The organism is Bergeyella porcorum, from assembly GCF_042427575.1.
Lineage (GTDB): Bacteria > Bacteroidota > Bacteroidia > Flavobacteriales > Weeksellaceae > Bergeyella > Bergeyella porcorum.
Window position 1 is genome coordinate 254,412 of the sequence record NZ_JBHMFD010000007.1, and the last position, 19,087, is coordinate 273,498.

General features: G+C 39.0%; 17 protein-coding genes and 1 tRNA gene. 9 read left to right on the top strand and 9 right to left on the bottom strand.

Features of this window, described 5'->3' with window-relative positions:
• The first annotated feature begins 92 nt into the window (after positions 1-92).
• From ACFFUE_RS04490 to ACFFUE_RS04525, 8 genes are all read left to right on the top strand, one after another.
• The gene (locus ACFFUE_RS04490) at positions 93-533 is read left to right on the top strand and encodes a DUF6646 family protein (RefSeq protein ID WP_376833004.1); all 441 of its coding nucleotides are present in this window, start codon (positions 93-95) and stop codon (positions 531-533) included.
• Between the two features lie 117 nt (positions 534-650).
• Positions 651-2,132 carry an RIP metalloprotease RseP gene (gene rseP, locus ACFFUE_RS04495; protein ID WP_376833005.1) on the top strand — a complete coding sequence of 494 codons (1,482 nt, stop codon included), beginning with the start codon at positions 651-653 and terminating at the stop codon, positions 2,130-2,132.
• An 81-nt stretch (positions 2,133-2,213) separates the two neighbouring features.
• Positions 2,214-2,287: transfer RNA gene (locus ACFFUE_RS04500), tRNA-Asn, on the top strand.
• Between the two features lie 149 nt (positions 2,288-2,436).
• Complete coding sequence (locus ACFFUE_RS04505; RefSeq protein ID WP_376833006.1) at positions 2,437-3,384, top strand: MlaD family protein; 948 nt, start codon at positions 2,437-2,439, stop codon at positions 3,382-3,384.
• A 28-nt stretch (positions 3,385-3,412) separates the two neighbouring features.
• Positions 3,413-4,738 (top strand): 4Fe-4S dicluster domain-containing protein, encoded by a 1,326-nt coding sequence (locus ACFFUE_RS04510; protein WP_376833007.1) that lies wholly within the window; start codon positions 3,413-3,415, stop codon positions 4,736-4,738.
• A 187-nt stretch (positions 4,739-4,925) separates the two neighbouring features.
• Positions 4,926-5,507, top strand: coding sequence for an LUD domain-containing protein (locus ACFFUE_RS04515; protein ID WP_327983723.1), 582 nt, complete (start codon positions 4,926-4,928; stop codon positions 5,505-5,507).
• 22 nt (positions 5,508-5,529) lie between these two features.
• Complete coding sequence (locus ACFFUE_RS04520) at positions 5,530-6,396, top strand: phosphatidate cytidylyltransferase (RefSeq protein WP_376833009.1); 867 nt, start codon at positions 5,530-5,532, stop codon at positions 6,394-6,396.
• A gap of 5 nt (positions 6,397-6,401) precedes the next feature.
• A complete protein-coding gene (locus ACFFUE_RS04525; RefSeq protein WP_376833010.1) occupies positions 6,402-7,058 on the top strand; it encodes a phosphatidylserine decarboxylase family protein in 657 nt (218 codons plus the stop codon).
• Positions 7,059-7,130: 72 nt separating this feature from the next.
• Here the strand turns inward: ACFFUE_RS04525 and ACFFUE_RS04530 are convergent, their stop codons facing one another.
• A complete protein-coding gene (locus ACFFUE_RS04530) occupies positions 7,131-7,436 on the bottom strand; it encodes a hypothetical protein (protein ID WP_376833011.1) in 306 nt (101 codons plus the stop codon).
• A 78-nt stretch (positions 7,437-7,514) separates the two neighbouring features.
• Positions 7,515-8,321, bottom strand: a complete 807-nt coding sequence (locus ACFFUE_RS04535; protein ID WP_376833012.1) for a M48 family metallopeptidase — start codon at positions 8,319-8,321, stop codon at positions 7,515-7,517.
• Between the two features lie 117 nt (positions 8,322-8,438).
• Here ACFFUE_RS04535 and ACFFUE_RS04540 point away from each other — a divergent pair, with 117 nt between their 5' ends.
• A complete protein-coding gene (locus ACFFUE_RS04540) occupies positions 8,439-8,966 on the top strand; it encodes a DUF4251 domain-containing protein (protein WP_327983725.1) in 528 nt (175 codons plus the stop codon).
• Here ACFFUE_RS04540 and meaB read toward each other — a convergent pair.
• The 7 genes from meaB to ACFFUE_RS04575 form a co-directional block, all read right to left on the bottom strand.
• Positions 8,959-9,948: a methylmalonyl Co-A mutase-associated GTPase MeaB gene (meaB, locus tag ACFFUE_RS04545; RefSeq protein ID WP_376833013.1), complete on the bottom strand. Its 990-nt coding sequence runs from the start codon at positions 9,946-9,948 to the stop codon at positions 8,959-8,961. The genes ACFFUE_RS04540 and meaB overlap by 8 nt on opposite strands.
• Positions 9,949-10,005: 57 nt before the next feature.
• Positions 10,006-12,129 (bottom strand): methylmalonyl-CoA mutase, encoded by a 2,124-nt coding sequence (gene scpA / locus ACFFUE_RS04550; protein WP_376833014.1) that lies wholly within the window; start codon positions 12,127-12,129, stop codon positions 10,006-10,008.
• 108 nt (positions 12,130-12,237) lie between these two features.
• Positions 12,238-13,377, bottom strand: a complete 1,140-nt coding sequence (ppk2, locus tag ACFFUE_RS04555; protein ID WP_376833015.1) for a polyphosphate kinase 2 — start codon at positions 13,375-13,377, stop codon at positions 12,238-12,240.
• A 156-nt stretch (positions 13,378-13,533) separates the two neighbouring features.
• A complete protein-coding gene (locus ACFFUE_RS04560; RefSeq protein WP_376833016.1) occupies positions 13,534-15,099 on the bottom strand; it encodes a carbohydrate-binding domain-containing protein in 1,566 nt (521 codons plus the stop codon).
• Positions 15,100-15,262: 163 nt separating this feature from the next.
• Positions 15,263-16,348, bottom strand: coding sequence for a peptide chain release factor 1 (prfA, locus tag ACFFUE_RS04565; RefSeq protein WP_327983728.1), 1,086 nt, complete (start codon positions 16,346-16,348; stop codon positions 15,263-15,265).
• A 161-nt stretch (positions 16,349-16,509) separates the two neighbouring features.
• A complete protein-coding gene (locus ACFFUE_RS04570) occupies positions 16,510-16,782 on the bottom strand; it encodes a hypothetical protein (RefSeq protein ID WP_376833017.1) in 273 nt (90 codons plus the stop codon).
• A gap of 142 nt (positions 16,783-16,924) precedes the next feature.
• Complete coding sequence (locus tag ACFFUE_RS04575) at positions 16,925-19,087, bottom strand: patatin-like phospholipase family protein (protein WP_376833018.1); 2,163 nt, start codon at positions 19,085-19,087, stop codon at positions 16,925-16,927.

The following is a 19,087-nucleotide window of genomic DNA, read 5'->3' on the forward strand; positions in this document are numbered from 1 at the left end:
ATCAAGTTTATATATCCGTACAAAAATAGCAACTCCTCTGCAATAAAAAATCATTTCTCTTCGTTCCACAATAAATATAAATTATAAATCTTATGAAAAAACTCATTCTTGCATTTTCAATGCTATTTGCAATAGGTACTGCATCTGCACAAGCGTGGAACGGTAAAGGCGACCAAAAGGTACAAGTAGGTCTTAATGGCTGGGGATATGGTACTGGTATTACGGGGTCTTATGACTATGGATTGGGTAAAATAGTATCCGTAGGTGCTGGGGCGAATATTTATTTTGATAGTTATAAAGATAACAACAAGGATAATAACTTTTTCGTATTTGGTAGAGTGGGATTCCACTTACAAGAGCCTCTAAACTTACCTTCTCAGTGGGATATCTATCCAGGGGTTAATTTAGGTCTTTTAGGTAGCGACTTCGGTATCGGAGCTCATTTGGGCGTAAGATATTTCTTTAACAACAAAGTGGGTATCTACGGAGAATTTGGAAATAATGGTAGCCTTGGGGTTTCATTTAATTTCTAAATCAATTATTTATACAGTTATAAAGACTCTCTATTTCGAGAGTCTTTTTCTTTTGGCATACTTTTGATTAATTAGTACATTTGCAAAACTTTTTATTTAAAAATCAAAATTTTATTAATGGAACTTTCACTTAAGATTTTTCAATTCATACTCAGTATTTCAATCTTAGTTTTCCTGCACGAGCTGGGACACTTCTTACCAGCCAAATGGTTCAAAACCCGTGCGGAGAAATTTTTCCTTTTCTTCGACCCTTGGTTTTCTCTCTTTTCGATGAAAAAAATCAATGGAAAATGGCGATTCAAATTCTTTTCTAAAAACTTGCCCGATACTCAAGTAATAGAAAAAGATGGCAAAAAAATAGAAATCCCAATAGATACAGATACCCTACCAGAAGGCGACTGGAGAAAATACCCTGAAAACACCAAATGGGGTATCGGGTGGTTGCCAATGGGAGGCTATGTAAAGATAGCAGGAATGGTAGATGAGAGTATGGATACCGAACAATTGAAAAAACCTGCACAGCCGTGGGAATTCCGTAGCAAACCCGCTTGGCAAAGACTGATTATTATGCTAGGAGGGGTTACGGTAAATTTCTTTTTGGCTTGGTTTATTTACTCTTGCTTATCGTTTTTCAATGGAGAAAAAACCTTTGATGCTACAAAAGGGGATATTGCCATCAGCTACGGTGAGCCTGCTAAAAAAATGGGCTTTAAAGACGGGGATAAAATATTAAAAGTAGATGGAAAAGTGCAGAATGATATGGACAAACTCGCTCTAGATGTACTTCTAAGTGATAATGTTACCGTCTTGAGAAATGGCTCAGAAGTTACCTTCCCTACCAGCGACGAAGGGAAAGCAATGGTTTTCCAAGAGAGAACCGTGAAAAGCTTCCTCACCCCTAGAATTAAGCCTGTAGTGGATACCATAGTAACCCCTTCCACGGTGGAGGCAGGTCTCAAATCTGGTGATGAAATCCTTTCTATTGGTGGGAAAAAGATAGCGTTTTATGATGAGGTGCCTACAGCTTTAATCCCTTTCGCTGGGAAAAAAGTAACAATGGAAGTTAGTAGAAATCAGCAAATCATACCGCTTAGCATTCCTGTTTCAGCAGAAGGCAAAATAGGAATCAGCTCTTATAAGCAGTACGAAAAATTTATTTCAGAAAAATCTTTCACCTTTCCACAAGCCTTTAGCAGAGGATTAACCCGCTCTATTGAAGCATTAACCTATCAGATTAAACAATTCAAATTGGTATTCAATAGAAAAGTGCAAGGCTACAAGAAAGTGTCTGGCCCTATCGGCATTATCAACCAAATGTCTATCGCTAAGGATAAAGAGGGAGCCCTATCCATAGACTGGACTTATTTCTGGACATTCACCGCAATGTTCTCCGTTTGGTTAGCCTTCTTAAATCTTTTACCAATTCCAGGATTAGATGGAGGACACGTGATGTTTACCCTTTGGGAAGTCATTACAGGGAAGCCAGTCCCTCAAAAAGTGCTTGAAAATGCCCAGATGATCGGGGTGATTTTCCTTCTTAGCTTGATGGTGCTTATCTTTGGAAACGACATTATAAAGGCTATTACAGGGAATTTGTAAAAAAAATAAAAAATATTTTCACAAAAATTTGCACAGTAAAAATATTCGTCCTATATTTGCACTCGTAAAACAAAAGGACATTCCTCCTTAGCTCAGTTGGTTAGAGCATCTGACTGTTAATCAGAGGGTCGCTGGTTCGAGCCCAGCAGGAGGAGCAAAAGACTTACAGTGATGTAAGTCTTTTTTTATATCATTTCTTCTTGTATTTCTTCTGAAATCTTCATTTTTGGCACAATCTCTGATTTTACACAAAATTCTTATATTTGTCGATTAAAATAATATTATATACTAAACTAAAATCAAAGTGAAATTATCTAAAGAAATAAAGGCAGGAGCCATTGCTGTACTCGCCATTGTAGGTTTCGTAATTTTGTTCCAATTTATGAAAGGGAAAAACATCTTCACCACAGATAATGTTTTCTATGCAGAATTTGATAATGTAGAAGGTCTCGCCGCCTCTAGTCCTGTGTCCATCAATGGACTAAAGGTAGGGCAAGTAGACCAGATAGTTCCTATTAAAGGAAATGATGGAAAAATACATTTCGTTATTAAACTTTTGGTAAGTGATGATTTTGAATTCTCTAAAAAATCTACCATCGAAATCTTTGAGCCAGGGCTAATGTCTGGAAAAGAAGCCCGAATTAATCTTCAATACGGTGGCGAAACCGCTAAAAGTGGCGATACTTTATCTGGTGAGTTCAAACTATCTATGATGAGTAATATTTCCTCTCAGATAGGGCCTGTAAAAGACCAATTGCAGAGTGTATTAAAACACGCTGATTCATTAATGCTCAATGCTAACGCCCTTACCGATGCTCAGAATCAAGCGGAAATAAAAGCCCTCCTAAGCAGCCTCAATAGAACGGTAGCTTCTTTTGAAGCAACATCTCGCCAGACCAACCTATTGCTCGCCAATAGCGACCCGCGCCTTCAAAAGGTATTGGACAATGCTAATCTCGCAACTCTGAGTGCTAAAACAGCGATAGACAAGTATGGTAGAGTAGCAGAGGAAGTGAATGTACAAAAACTTAATGCTACTATTGATAAGCTGAGCCAAACTTCTGACCAGCTGAACCAAGTGATTACAGGTATCCAAAATGGTAATGGCTCATTAGGAAAATTGGCAAAAGATGAAGAGCTTTACCGAAATCTGAATAACGCATCCTCCAACCTTAATAAATTGGTAGAAGATTTAAAAGAAAATCCTAAAAGGTATCTCAACATCTCCGTGTTTGGAAAAAGCGGAAAGTAATAAAACCATAAAAAAAAACAATAACATTATGCAGTATATTGACAACATCCTATTCGCTGCCTTGCTGGTGGCAGGCATCGGGTTATTTGTAAAGGGATTAAAAGAAATTTACCGAAATATAACGTTAGGAAAACAAATCAATCGCTCCGATAGAAAGGCAGAACGCTGGGCAACAATGGCAAATGTAGCCTTAGGACAAAGCAAAATGGGAGCAAGACCTGTGGCGGGCTTTCTGCATATATTAGTGTATGTTGGTTTTATTATCATTAATATAGAACTAATCGAAATCATCATTGATGGACTCTTTGGCACCCACCGCTTTCTAGCATCGGTATTGGGAGAAACATTATACAAAGGCTTTACCGCTACGCTAGAGGTGATGGCACTTTTGGTATTGATAGCTGTAGTAGCTTTCTTTATCCGAAGGAATTTTTATGGCGTAAAACGCTTGAATATGAAAGAGCTATTCGGATGGCCAAAAAATGATGCCAATTGGATTTTGGTGATAGAGTTTGCATTGATGATGGCTTTCTTCAAGATGAATTCCTCAGACCTCCTTTTGCAGCAAGCGGGCATCTATGCCCAGCACGGCTATTTCCCTGTGAGTGCAGCCCTTTTCGCTCCATTAATGGATTGGTTTAGCTTCGGAGATGGCTTCCTTATCTTTGTAGAAAGGGTAGCGTGGTGGTTTCATTTTGTAGGGATTTTATTTTTTATGAACTACCTCTACTACTCAAAGCATCTTCACATCATCTTTGCATTTCCTAATACTTGGTTTGCCAATCTAGAAGCGAAAGGAAAATTTAATAACTTAGAATCTGTAACCAAAGAAATCAAGCTGATGATGGATCCCAATGCAGACCCTTATGCAGCTGCAGACTCCAATGCCGTTCCAGAGAAATTTGGTGCCAGCGATATTTTTGACCTGAACCAAGTGCAATTGCTCAACGCCTACACCTGCACCGAATGTGGAAGATGTACCGCCAATTGCCCTGCCAATCTCACAGGAAAAAAACTCTCTCCAAGAAAAATAATGATGGATACGAGAGACCGATTGGAAGAAGTGGGTAGAAATATCAATAAAAATGGAAAATTTGTAGAAGATGGTAAAAAACTCTTAGACGATTATATCTCTCGCGAAGAGCTTAGAGCTTGTACCTCTTGTAATGCTTGTGTAGAAGCCTGCCCTGTACTGATAGACCCTCTATCCATCATCCTAGAAATGAGAAGATACCTCATTATGGAAGAAAGCTCTGCACCACAAGAATGGAACTTGATGAATACCAATATTGAAAACAATGCTGCCCCTTGGCAATACAACCAAGCTGATAGGCTCAATTGGGCTAGCAATTAAAACATTTAAAATCCTGCAAAGCACTTCGCAGGATTTTTTATTGAGAATTTTAGAGACAAATCTTGGTAATTGCAATTCTAAAACCAATGAAATGTAGATGAAATAAAATGACTTTTCTTTCGTTTTTTGTTTTAAGATAGCTTGTAGTATATAAATATTTATTATTTTTGTCCATTATTATTATACTTTGAGTCTTTTTAAAAACATAATAAAGAAAATACTTAATCAGCCAGAAGAGGAAGAAGAAAAGGATTTGGTAAAACTTAGCGATCAGCTGAAGAACGCAGATTTGGACTATAAGTTTGCCCAATTGTTTACCCTTTCTGGTGGATACTTCAATTATTGTCAAGATGAAGCGGAAGCTTTGCAAACGCTAAATCAAATTATTAAAATTGAAGGCATTCAATCTGTGTTTTGTTGCGATGAAGACCTGAAGAACTTTTTAGATGTGGTGAAAGTGCCTTATTCCAAAGAGTTAGAACTCTTTAATGACGCTGCATTTATCACCTGTGAATACCTCATTGCCTACGATGGCAGAATTATGCTTTCTCATAATAATATTTTACATTACCATTCTTCAAGATTGCCAGAGAAAATTATCATTATGGCGAATGTATCGCAGATTGTTACCAACCTTGGCGATGCAATGATGAAGGTAAAAAGAAGAGGCTCACTCAAAAATCTGACTTCCATCAGTGGGAGCCAATCTAAACTAGACACACCGAATAAAGTTAATACCAAACTCTTCTTGCTATTGCTGGAGGACTAATGCTATCTTAATACGAAAAGTTTTGGATAAAAATTTACTACAACGCCTCATTTCGGGATTTTTCTACGGACTTGTCATCATTCTTTGCACCACGCCTTTAGGAGCAGAATATTTGGGTAAAATCATTCCTGGCATCAAGCAATATTATCTTTATTTTGGGATGATTACATTCTTTATGGTGGTGGGCACTTGGGAGTGTATGCGTATTATGAAGTTTGGGAAAGGCTGGGAACGCTTCGTGGTGGCTCCTTTATCATTTTATGTTTTTTATATTTTTGCCAAACGGTATTTTGAACACAGCTTTTATTTCAATTTTAACCTTTCCGAAATTTTAGCTCTTTCTTTGATTCTTATTGCTTCCATCACGCTTTTCAGGTTCAAAGATGAATTGTATTTCGATAGTGGTAAGTTGATTTTCACGGTGATTTATGTTGCCCTTACCTTTGGTTTTTCATTAGGATTACCTAGTTATGACTACTCTGGTGATTTTTCATTAGAAGTTTTGATGCTATTTATCTTGATATGGAGCAGTGATTCCTTTGCTTATTTCACGGGAAGGCTATTTGGAAAGCATAAAATGGCACCAAAAATTTCTCCTAAAAAAACTTGGGAAGGCTTCGCGGGTGGGGTTGTACTAACTTTAATTTTAGGTTTTTTCATAGAACAATATTATCCTGAGCTTAGAGGCAATTGGATGTTGGTAGGTTTTTTAGTGTCAGTATTTGCTCCATTGGGAGATTTGGTAGAGAGCCAACTGAAAAGAAGCTTCGGTGTGAAAGATAGTGGCAATATTATCCCTGGGCACGGAGGGATATTAGACCGCCTAGACAGCTTTATCATCTGTGCTCCCGTAATCTATTTATACTTTTTATTAGACAAACTATTTTAATTGATATGAAACTTCACAAGGAATCCAAAGGAACTATTATTGTTGCGAGTATTGCTTTTGCTCTCATTTCGTTTTTAGCCATTCGCTTTCTCGAGGAATGGTCGCTACTCATTATCATTCCATTATTAGTCATCTATGGCTTAGTATTCTGGTTTTTCCGAGTGCCTAATAGAACCATTTTAGACCACAAGGAAAATGTCATTGCTCCCGTAGATGGTAAGGTGGTGATGATAAAAGAAGTAGAAGAAAACGAGTTTTTGAACGGAAAAGCCATTCAGGTTTCTATTTTTATGTCGCCTCTCAATGTGCATATTTGCCGTTATCCTGTTTCGGGAAAAGTGGTTTATAAAAAATACCACCCAGGTAAATACCTTGTTGCTTGGCACGAAAAATCTTCTACCGAAAACGAAAGAACTACCGTTGCTGTAGAAACATTCACCCATCATAAAGTGGTATTCAGACAGATTGCAGGGTATGTGGCAAGGCGTATTGTTTTCTATTGCAATGAAAACGATACCGCAAAAGCTGGACACGAATATGGTTTCATAAAATTTGGCTCTAGAATGGATGTATTCCTACCATTGGACACCGAAATTCTTTGCAAAATAGGCGATAAAACCCAAGGCGGATTGGATGTGATTGCGAAGCTTAAAAATGCATAATTCAAAACATAAAAACTCCCCAGATAGCGTATATAGCATTCGGGGAGTTTTTATTTTCAGTAAGGAAATAGCTTAAAAAGCAGAAGGCGTATTATCGCTACTATTTTGCTTTGCCAATTCGGCAGCTTGTTTTTCCAGTTCTGTTTTTTCCTTTTGCAATTGAAGGTAGGCTTGCCTTTTTTGTGCTTCTTTGATGGCTGTTCCTTTGCTTACATAACCCACAATACCACCAATAATCAATCCGATGCCTATCCCAGCAAGAATACCCATTAAGCTAATGGGCTCAAACAACCTGATGAATGAAAACTCTGGAATCATATAATAAAGCAAAAAGGCTAAACCTAAAAGGATAACACCTACTAAAGATAAATTTTTCATACTTAAATTATTATATAAAAACCTTTCCAAATTTAATCATAAAAATTGGAAAGGCTATATTTTTTTACTTTCTTTGAATTAAAGTTTTCCGCCAGCCGCTTTATAATATTCTAATGCACGCGGCATATTTCTCTGTAAGTCTGCTCTTCTATTTTCTGGGTTAGGGTGTGTAGACAGAAAATCTGGCTGTCGGTTTTGTCCAGATATAGAAGCCATTCTTTCCCAGAAAGGCACAGCCCCTCTTGGGTCATAGCCCGCCATTGCCATAATATAAAGTCCCATTTCATCCGCTTCCAATTCTTGTTTTCTACCGTATTTCAAAAGAACCGCTTGGGCACCTATAGGATACGCTTGGGCAAAAATCTGAGACCACTGTGAGCTGGAAATAGCACCGCCCAAAATAGCACCACCATATTGAGCAATGGAAGCTTGGGAAATTCTCTCATTGCCGTGTCCTGCTAAGGCGTGAGAAATTTCGTGTCCTAGAACCACCGCCATACCATTGTCATCTTTAGTTACAGGTAAAATTCCCGTATATACTGCCACTTTTCCGCCTGGCATACACCACGCATTGACAGCTTTGTCCTCAAGGAGGTTAAATTCCCATTGGAAAGAACTCAAATCATTCTGTCTTCCAATGCTTTTATAATAATTGTGAGCCGCATTCTGCAACCTTACGCCTACATTTCTTACTTGAGTAGCCTCTTTGGTTCCTTTGATAACTTTAGCTTTCGTCAAAGTTTGATTATACTGTTCTGTAGCCATTGTAGCAATTTGCTGATTACCCATTACCTGTATAGATTTTCTACCCGTAATGGGATTGGTAACACAAGCTGTTGTTGCCACAGCAAGCACACTGATGCCTAATAAATTTTTGATTTTCATAATGCAAAAATATTTAATTGCTCTCTTATAATCAATTTTTATTCCAAATGGATATTTTATGATGTGATGAATGGCATTTTGCATTAATTTTGTAAGGATTAAGAAAACACTGAAAATATGAAACGGCTATTATCCTCTTTTATAGGAGTATTTTTGCTGCTGATGCAGTCTTGTGCCTCGCGTAATGATTGGTCTAAAGAAGTTGGAACTCAATTGCTGGCAGAGCAATCGTTTACCTTTGTAGCAGAGCGAGTGCACATTTATAATCCAGATGTCATCAATATTGCCAATGCGTTGCCCAATTACAACGCCGCTAGAATGGCAGAGCTAGACTATGGATATACTGTGGTGATGAAAGGTGATGAGCTGGCGGTAGAGTTGCCCTACTTTGGAAGGATGTTTAATGCAACAATGAATCGGGATAAAAATAGTTTCCGTTTTACCTCTAAAAATTTCGGTGTAGAGGAAACAGCCAACCGAAAGAAGGCAAAAGTTTTTAAGATTACCCCAAAAGATGTGGGTGAAGTACAAAAGATGGTTTTGGAGGTGTTTCCTAATGGAAAAGCTTACCTTTCTATAGATGCTAATGACCGCCAACCTATCTCTTATAGCGGGTATATCACGAAAAATGAAACGGCTAAATAACCGTTTTTCCTAAAAGTTGTTCCACAAATTTCTTGGCTTCCGTACTTGGGTTAGATTTCAGTTCGGAAGCGTTTTTTCTATGAACTTCGTAGGATTGCTCTGTGGTAGTATCGGCTTTGGTTTGCTGCAAAATGTATTCTTGTACCCAATAGTCAAAGCGTTTCTGAGCCTGTAGTTGTCTTGTCTTTTCAAAGGTTTGATTACTCTTTTTGAGAGATATAAAATCCTCTATCGCCTGATACACTTCTTCCAATCCCCGATATTCTAACGCAGAACCTAGGAGAATGGGGATTTTCCAATGTTTTTCTTTCTCTGGCATAAAGTGTAAAGCACGCAGTAGCTCTTGCCGTGTGGCTTTGGCTTTGTGCAGGTTTTCGTCATTTACTTTATTGATGAAAACCGCATCTACCATTTCCATAATACCTCTTTTAATGCCTTGTAGCTCATCTCCTCCACCAATGATTTTTAGGAAGAGAAATACATCGGAGATATCTGCTACTAGGGTTTCGCTTTGCCCTACGCCTACCGTTTCTATCAAGATATAATCATAGCCTGCGGCTTCACAAATGAGCATTGTCTCAAAAGTAGTATTGGCAACGCCGCCTAAAAAGCCAGAACTAGGGGAAGGGCGGATGAAGGCATTGTCCTCTTTTGCCAATTCTTCCATTCGGGTTTTGTCTCCTAGAATAGAGCCTTTGCTAAGAGATGAGCTGGGGTCAATAGCTAAAACCGCAACTTTTTTACCTTGTGAGATGGCAAGTTTTCCAAAACTTTCTATGAAGGTGGATTTCCCAGCACCAGGCACACCCGTTACACCCACACGCACAGAGCTGCCTGTGTAAGGCATTACGGACTTGAGGAGTTCCTCTGCTTGTATTCTATGCTCTGGTTTTTTACTTTCAACCAAAGTAATCGCCTTGGCGAGCAAGCGTTTGTTGCCCGTCCTAATACCGTTAATCAATTCCTCTGTGGAAAATTTCATTATCCGTTTTCTTAATGAAACATCTATATTTTTCCTCTAACTTCTAACTTCTAATGTCTAACCTCTCCTCAAAAGCTCTTCCAAAACTTCGCATACGGATTTTGGGATATTGGTGCCAGGTCCGAAGATAAAATCTGCTCCGTTGGCATAGAGAAAATCATAATCCTGCTGAGGAATAACACCCCCTACTACAATCATAATATCATCTGCTCCCAATTTTTTCAGTTCTTCTACTACTTGGGGAACTAAAGTTTTATGTCCTGCCGCTAACGAGGAAACGCCAAGGATATGCACATCGTTTTCCACCGCTTGCTTAGCAACTTCCTCGGGGGTTTGGAAGAGAGGAGCTACATCTACATCAAAGCCGATATCCGCATAGGCTGTTGCCACTACTTTCGCACCGCGGTCGTGTCCGTCTTGTCCCATTTTGGCCACCATAATTCTCGGTCGGCGACCTTCGTTTTCCTCAAACTGCTGAGCCATTGCCGTGGCTTTTGCGAAGTATTCATTTTTGCTGGCATTCATAGCGTAAACTCCTTGTATGGTTCGTATATTGGCTTTGTATCGTCCGAAAGATTCTTCCATAGCATCGCTCATTTCTCCTAAAGTAACTCTCCTTCTGGCGGCCTCTATACAGAGTGCTAATAAGTTACCTTTACCTGTTTTGGCACATTCTCGGATTTGGGAAAGAATGTCTTCCACTTTTGTAGCATCTCTTTCAGATTTTATTTTTTCTAAGCGTTCTATTTGTTTTCTGCGAACCTCCGTATTATCTATATCTAAAATCTCAAAATCAGGTTGTTTTAAGCTGGATTTAAAGGAATTAACTCCGATGATGAACTCCTCGCCGCTGTCTATTTTGGCTTGTTTTTTCGCGGCAGCTTCTTCTATCCTCATTTTCGGGATTCCAGCTTCTATAGCTTTAGTCATACCGCCTTCTTTTTCCACTTCATCGATGTATTTCATCGCTTCGTCAATCATTTGTTGGGTCAGAGATTCTATCAAATAGCTACCGCCCATAGGATCTACCACATTGCAAATACCGCTTTCTTGTTGTAGGATGATTTGGGTATTTCTGGCAATTTTTGCAGAGTAGTCGGTTGGGAGGGCAATGGCTTCATCTAAGGCATTGGTATGGAGGGATTGCGTTCCGCCTAAGGCTGAAGATAACGCTTCTATAGCGGTTCTAGTGATGTTATTGAATGGCTCTTGCTCGGTGAGCGACCAGCCTGAAGTTTGAGAATGGGTTCTAAGAGCTAATGATTTAGGGTTTTTCGGATTGAATTGTGTTAAAAGATTGGCCCAAATATACCGTGCAGCTCTCATTTTGGCAATTTCCATAAAGTGATTCATCCCGATTGCCCAGAAAAATGAAAGTCTTGGAGCGAAATCATCAATGTTCATTCCTGCCTTGATGCCCGTGCGGACATATTCTAGCCCATCGGCAAGGGTATAGGCCATCTCTAAAACTGGCGTAGCACCTGCCTCTTGCATATGATATCCTGAGATGGAAATGGAGTTGAATTTTGGAATGTTTTGCGAAGTGTACTCAAAAATATCGGCAATGATTTTCATTGATGGCGTAGGCGGATAGATGTAGGTGTTTCTCACCATAAACTCCTTTAGGATATCATTCTGAATGGTGCCTGAAAGTTGGTTTTGAGCAACGCCTTGCTCTTCTGCTGCAACGATGTAGAAGGCTAAAATAGGAAGTACTGCACCGTTCATTGTCATAGATACGGAAATTTGATCGAGAGGAATTTGATCGAACAAAATTTTCATATCCTCTACGGAATCAATGGCAACGCCCGCTTTCCCCACATCGCCTACTACACGAGGGTGGTCAGAATCATAGCCTCTGTGTGTGGCTAAGTCAAACGCTACGGAAAGTCCCTTTTGTCCAGCGGCGAGATTTCTTCTGTAAAAGGCATTGGATTCCTCGGCAGTAGAAAATCCTGCATACTGACGGATGGTCCAAGGTTTTTGCACATACATTGTAGAATAAGGGCCTCTAAGGTATGGAGCGATGCCAGCACTGCTGTTTGCAATCTCTTCGTTTTTAATGTCCTCTTTGGTGTATGAAGATTTTAGGTTTATCCCATCTTTTTCAAAGAAATAGGGGGTTACCTCGCTGGACGAAATATTAAAATTTGGTTTTTTATTTTTGATTTCTATACGCATAACCTTGGATATTTTTAGCAAGGGTAAAGTTACGATTTTTAGAGAAAAACATCAACGGATAAGATAAAAAAACAACCGCTCCAAAAATCTTGAAGCGGCTGAGGTGTTTTATCCTTCGAACATAAAGCCTTCTCCTTGTTCGTAGATGACATTGGAACGGCCTACAATGAGTGGGTCTATTTTGTTGATTTTATCTGTATCCTTATTGTGGTAAGGCACTTTGTGTAGAATGTATCGCATTGCATTGAGACGGGCTCTTTTCTTGCAATTGGATTTTACTACCGTCCAAGGAGCATCTGAAGTGTCTGTATAGAAGAACATTTTTTCTTTTGCCTTAGTATAATCGTCCCATTTATCTAGGGAGGCTTTATCTACTGGGGAGAGTTTCCATTGTTTTAATGGGTGAGTTTCTCTGTCTTTAAAGCGTCTTTTTTGTTCTTCTTGGCTTACAGAAAACCAAAATTTAATCAGGGTAATGCCACTTCTTACGAGGTTTCTTTCAAACTCTGGAGCTTGTCTCATAAATTCTAAATATTCATCTTCTGTACAGAAATTCATCACGCGTTCTACGCCTGCACGGTTGTACCAAGATCTATCAAATAGCACGATTTCGCCTTTCGTAGGCAAATGTTTCACATAGCGTTGGAAATACCATTGTCCTTTTTCTTCTTCAGTTGGTTTTTCTAGGGCAACCACTCTTGCACCACGAGGATTGAGGTGCTCCATTACCCTTTTGATGGTACCTCCTTTTCCTGCGGCATCTCTCCCTTCGAAGAGAATCACTAGGCGTGCTCCAGTTTCCTTTACCCAAGCCTGGAGTTTAAGAAGTTCTACTTGCAAATCGTATTTTTGTTTCTCGTAGTTTTTACGAGACATTAGATTTTTGTAAGGATAACCGCCATCTTGCCAATTTTCTACCAGCTCATCATCGGGATGCACTTTTGCTGGTTTCTCTGCAATTTCCTGTTTTAGAAGTTCCAAAATCAATTCTTTTTCTTCTTCAGGGAAGTTTTCTAGATAATCTTTGGCAACTTGTTTTAGATTTTTACCTTCTTTCAGTCTTCTATCCAACGATGCTGATTCAGAACCTATTTTAGCACGAATCTTTCGGTTCACGGTATTGGCTTTTGTTTCCTCTTCGTTTTTGCCAGAAATCACATCGCCTTTACTTACTGGTTTTGGAGCTTTGTTTTCTAGGATTGTCTTGTCGTTCACTTCTGTTTTTTTAGAATTAGTGGTTTTTCTCATTAGATTTAAATTTGGTATGAAGATACGATATTTTTTTTAATTAATCACCAAGAAAGCGTATGATAAAAATAAGGCGTTCAGTTTATTGGAAGTTTTATGATAAAAAAAACTGCTGATTTTACAATCAACAGTTTTTGTATGTTTAAAACAAATCTTTTAGTTGGTAGATTGCGTATAAGAAGAACTTCCTGTGGTGAATGTTTTGGAAAGAGTTCCACCATTATAAGTTCCAGAAGTGTACAAGCCATTGAAGCTTTCGCCATTGCTTACGCTACCGCCTTTGTAAACGCTGTAAGTGGTACTCTTGCTCAGATTTGGTGTAGAAATCAAAATATTAGAATAAGCTGCTGGAGCTAAGAAGGTAATCACTTCTTTACTGTTGCTATCCTGTAGATTGATAATCTGATTAGCACTTCCACTTCCTAATAAAACCACAGGTTGTGTGGATGCAGATGGAGAAGTAGGCGTAGCACCAGGAGTGATGCCTACCACGATACCGCCAGAGATATTAAAGGTATTTCTATCAGAATCTAAGCTGGTTTCTGGAGATGCTGCGGTGCTCACAGCAACCAAAATACCGCCCGTAATGTACATTGTACCATTAGAATCCACGGCATCGTTTCCTGTGACATAAGCATAGGTTTTACCACCATTAATGTTTACAGAAGATTCTCCATTGATGGCATCATCGGTTACATTTAAAGTTAAAGTTCCTCCATTGATGTTCACTGTTCCGTGGTTGGATTCAATCCCCTCTGTTTCGGCAGAAGAAGAGGACGCTGTGATATTGATGGTACCACCGTTAATGATAGTACTGTATGCCGTTGTGTTAGACTGTGAATCTGAAACATATTGGTTTGACATTCCTGCACTTCCAGATGTGGTGATATTAATTGTTCCATCGTTTACGATGAGGTAACCCGTTAATACCGAAACACCTTTAGAATAAGAAGTGGTAGGAGTGGTAGTGATGTTCAAAGTTCCGCCATCCATCACGAAAAGAGTTCCTGCTTGGATACCATCATTTACCGCAGCGGTAATGTTAAGCGTTGTATCTGTAACACGCACTTTTGCAGCGGCTTGAATAGCATCTGCAACTTTGCCTGCAACAGAAAGCGTTCCAGAACCCGAAAATAACAAACTTCCTGCACTGTACAAAGCCGCTGCTGAGCTTACTGTATCGGTTAAGGTATTGGTAGTTCCACTCGGTACATCTACAAAAGCTTTCACTGCTGAAGCGATATTGATGGCAGGCCCATTAGCATTGGTGATATTAGCACCATTGAGGGTAAGCTTAAACTGATTGTCACTAGCGATGTTTAATGCCCCATTTGTAGTTGTTCCTGATACCACATAATTAACACCTGAAGCCGAAGAAGTGATATTAACCGTTCCGTTGCTCACAGAAGTGGAAACTCCTGAAACCGTACCACTCACAGTAGCTGTTGTTCCTGAAAAGGCAATGGTGATGGTATTGGTGAAACTATTGTTTGCAATGTTATCCGTAGTATCTGCTCCCGTTGCTGTAAGTCCTACTGTGGCAGAACTTGCAGCAGAAGTACTGGTAATGGAAACGCCACTTGTAGTAGTGTCTGTGCCAGAAGTAGTTGTTGTACTATCATCATCTCTACAGCTGGTAAGGAATATCAAAGGTAGAGCCGCCATTCCTAATACTGTTTTTCTTAGGAAAACTTGAATGGAAAATGAATTTTTTCTCATCATCTTATTGTTTTAAATTGTTAAGTAAGTGTATATAAGATATCGAAACGGGAAATGTTACCTTTTAGTGTTTTTTGATGGTATAAAATGTGTCATAAAAATAAAAAAAGCGAAATTTTAACAAATTTTAAAACTTCGCCTTGGTATATTGATTTTTTTTTAAATATTAATAATTTTCCTCTTCGCCCTTCATTTTTTCAGCATTTTCAGCCATTATTACCGCATCTATCATCTCTTGGATGTCACCATTCATATAGGCATCAAGGTTGTAAATGGATTTATTGATTCTATGGTCGGTAACGCGTCCTTGTGGGTAATTATAGGTTTTAATCTTGGCTGAACGGTCTCCTGTAGAGACCATCGTTTTTCTTTGAGCAGCAATATCGCCTACCACTTCCTGAAGCTTGATATCGTAAAGCTTTGCACGAAGCATTTCCATTGCTAGTTCTCTGTTTGCCAATTGAGAACGTGCTTGCTGGCAAACTACCACAATTCCCGAAGGTTTATGCGTGAGCTGAACTTTGGTTTCTACTTTGTTTACATTCTGTCCTCCAGCACCTCCTGAACGAGAAGTTTGCATTTCGATATCCGCAGGATTGATTTCCACATCTACCTCTTCTGCCTCTGGCAATACGGCAACGGTAATGGCAGAGGTATGAACACGCCCCTGAGATTCGGTTTCAGGGACACGCTGTACACGATGCACGCCAGATTCAAATTTCATAATGCCATACACACCATCGCCTTCTACTTTCATAATGAGTTCCTTATAGCCTTTTGATGCTTCGTTGGAATCGGTGACCTCGTGTCGCCAGCCTTTGGTTTTAAAGTACATTGTGTACATTCTATAGATGTCTTCCACAAAGATGGCTGCTTCGTCTCCACCAGTTCCTGCACGGAGTTCTACAATGACATTTTTGTCATCTGCAGGGTCTTTCGGAATCAAAAGTACTTTCAAATCCTCTTCCAGAGCAGGGATTTTATCAATAGCTTCCTGTTTTTCCATTTTAGCCAAATCTACCAAGTCTTTATCCGAGCCATCGGCAATGATTTCGTCGGATTCGGTAATGGTATCCAAAGCGGATTTGTATTCATCATACACTTTTACGATTTTTCCGAGGTCGCTGTACTCTTTGTTGAGCTGACCGTATTTTTTTTGGTCAGAGATAACATCGGGCTGTATGATGAGGTCTGCTACTTCGTTGTAGCGTTGCTTAATGGCTTCTAATTTAGGAATTAAAGATTTAGACATTGTCGTAATTTTGAGGGTGCAAAGATAGGGAAAACTTATCAGAAGATGAAAAGGGAATTACCCAAAAAACCACCCTAAAAATAGAGTGGTTGGGATATATATAGTTTTGCTTTGTGATTGCTTTTCCCAAGGATTCGTGAGGGAAAGCAATGACACCACAATTAGTGATGACCGTGATGAACGAAAGGTCCGTTGCCTTTAGGGTTGTTATAGATAACCTCTACACCTTGCTCCGGAAGTGTTTTTCTACGAACATCTTCTGGATTAAAAGGTTTGGTTTTTCCGTAATATTCAGCAAGCCCTTGCGTAAGCCACATAGGGATTACTACACCAAAGAACATAAAAATACACCAAAATCCTACAAGGAACATTACTAAGAAGAATACGAACCATAGAAATTGGTAAAAAGGCCAAAGTGCTAATACTGTCAACATTGTTCAATTATTTTGAGAGCAAAAATAATATATTTTCGTAATACTACAAAAAATTTCTCGCAGTATTCTGTGATTTAGGTGCAGTATTTTGTAATTTAAATTGAATCTAAAAGGATTTTTTGCTTTTGAGAGTCAAAAAAAACTAAAACCAATGTCCTAAAATAACACTGAAAATTCCCGGATTTTTATTGAATGATTTGCTATAATTGATTTTTACCTGCCCAAATGGCGACTTGTAGCCCAGCGTAAGCCCAGCTGAGGAATAGCGGTATTTTACAAACTCCTCATTGTTTAGATTTTCAAAAATGGTAGCAAAATGCACAGAAGGAATCGCATAAAGGTTTTTCATAAATCTAATCTGAAACAGATTGCTAACTTCTGCAATGTTTCGCCCTCGCTCTTGCCCCAGATGATAACCTGCAAATCGAGTGAAATTGGGTAAATTTTGTTCAAAAATCCCACCAAGATGATATAGGTAAAAAGGACTCACCTCTTCCCCGAAAGTAACACCACCAGAAACCCTCAGTCTATTGGTGATTCTATTGGAAATAGGCATATTAATCCCTGTTTCTATCTTTACTTGTACAGTATTTTGCGTATCGCTATTAGAAAGTAAATCCAGCAGTTTGCCTTCTGCATAGAGAAAAACACCTCTCGTAGGGAAATTTTTATCATCTTGTGTATCACTTTTGATAAAGGCATAAGGGTTGATAAAATTTTTACTGCTAGGAATGTCTATCGTTTGGCTTTTGCTTTTGAAATAATCGTGGCTAATTCCCGCTCCTATGGCGTAGCGGTCTCGCCAAGTAGATTGTATAAAGGCTTCATTTCTTAGCCAAATCCAGTTTTCTTTAATCTCGCCACTTCTATTGAGCAAATCAAAAGACATTCTCGAAGCATAAACACCAAACCCTGGGATATAGCCATTATCTATAAAATAATTAAAATAATATCTAGGCTTATCTCCCACGATTAGGTCTAAAGAAATAATGGAGTTACGGAAGAATAAGCGTTTTATTGTAGCATTGAGCAAAAGACCTGTTTTGAAAATTTCATCATAATGCAATCCAAATTTTAGAAAAAATCGAGATTCATCTTCAGTCACATTGAGCTTGAGGAGATTGCCTTCCTCTTGCCGAACGATATCATAATTGATGAGCGTGAAGTTATTAGTAGCATAGAGCTTGTCAATCATTTTATTGATGGAACCATAGGTCTGAAGGGAAGGAAGTTCCAGATTCATTTTTCCCTGAATATAATTTTTTCCAAAAATAAAATTGTTTTCTACCTCAAAGCGGTCTATTTTATAAACATTAGAAAAAACCGAGTTGATAGGCGCTCGCAATGCTTGATGCTCGCGTTGGGGAAGCTGGCTGAAGACTTCTACATATTTCTGTGCTTCCTCGTAGCCAGATTTTAGGATTTTTTCCTTATCGCCATAGCTAGTAGCTGATAGACCTTTAAGGTTGGGCTTTACATTGATGTCTGTAAACTCATATTGTCTATGGGTTTCTTTCTGGATATTAAAATCAATGACTTGGTTGAGAATAGCAATAAGAGAGGTGAGGTTTTCTCTTTTCTCCAAACCTTGATTCAAATCTACCCCGATGACAATGCCTATCCCTTTCTCTTTTAGTGGTTTGGAAGGATAGTTTACCGTCATTGCTCCATCTATATAAAGGCTGTCGCCTATCTTCACGGGGTCCATCAGTGAAGGAAAAGCAGAGCTCGCCATAATGGCACTCACCAGATCGCCTTTCTCAAAGATTTCCATCTTTCCACTTTCCAGATTGGTCGCCACGCACATAAAGGGAATGGGCAACTTGGAAAAATCATCTATATTGGATACATTTTTGAATAACTCTTTCAGCATATAAATGTTTTTTTGCCCTGTAGAAATAGCCTTGGGCAGCACATTGATTTTACCATCTTTTATCGGAACCGTAAGAAGGTATTTGTCATTGTTTTTACTGAAAAATGAGGTCTCTTGCCTTGTTTTTTCATTGGCAATAATGGAATAGAAATCTGTGTTTAAAACTATTTTTTCAATCTCATTGGCAGTATATCCAGAAGCGTAAAGCCCACCAACGATGGCTCCCATACTGGTCCCCGCAATATAATCCACCTTCACACCGAGAGAATCCAGCACCTTGAGTACACCTATATGGGCAAATCCCTTGGCACCACCACCCGCTAAAGACAATCCTATCTTCGGCTTAGGGGGAACGCTAAAGCCTTCCTTTACCTGAGACTGAAAGGGCAAAAAAAGGATAAGAAATCCTAAAAAAGCAAAATATTTTTTCAT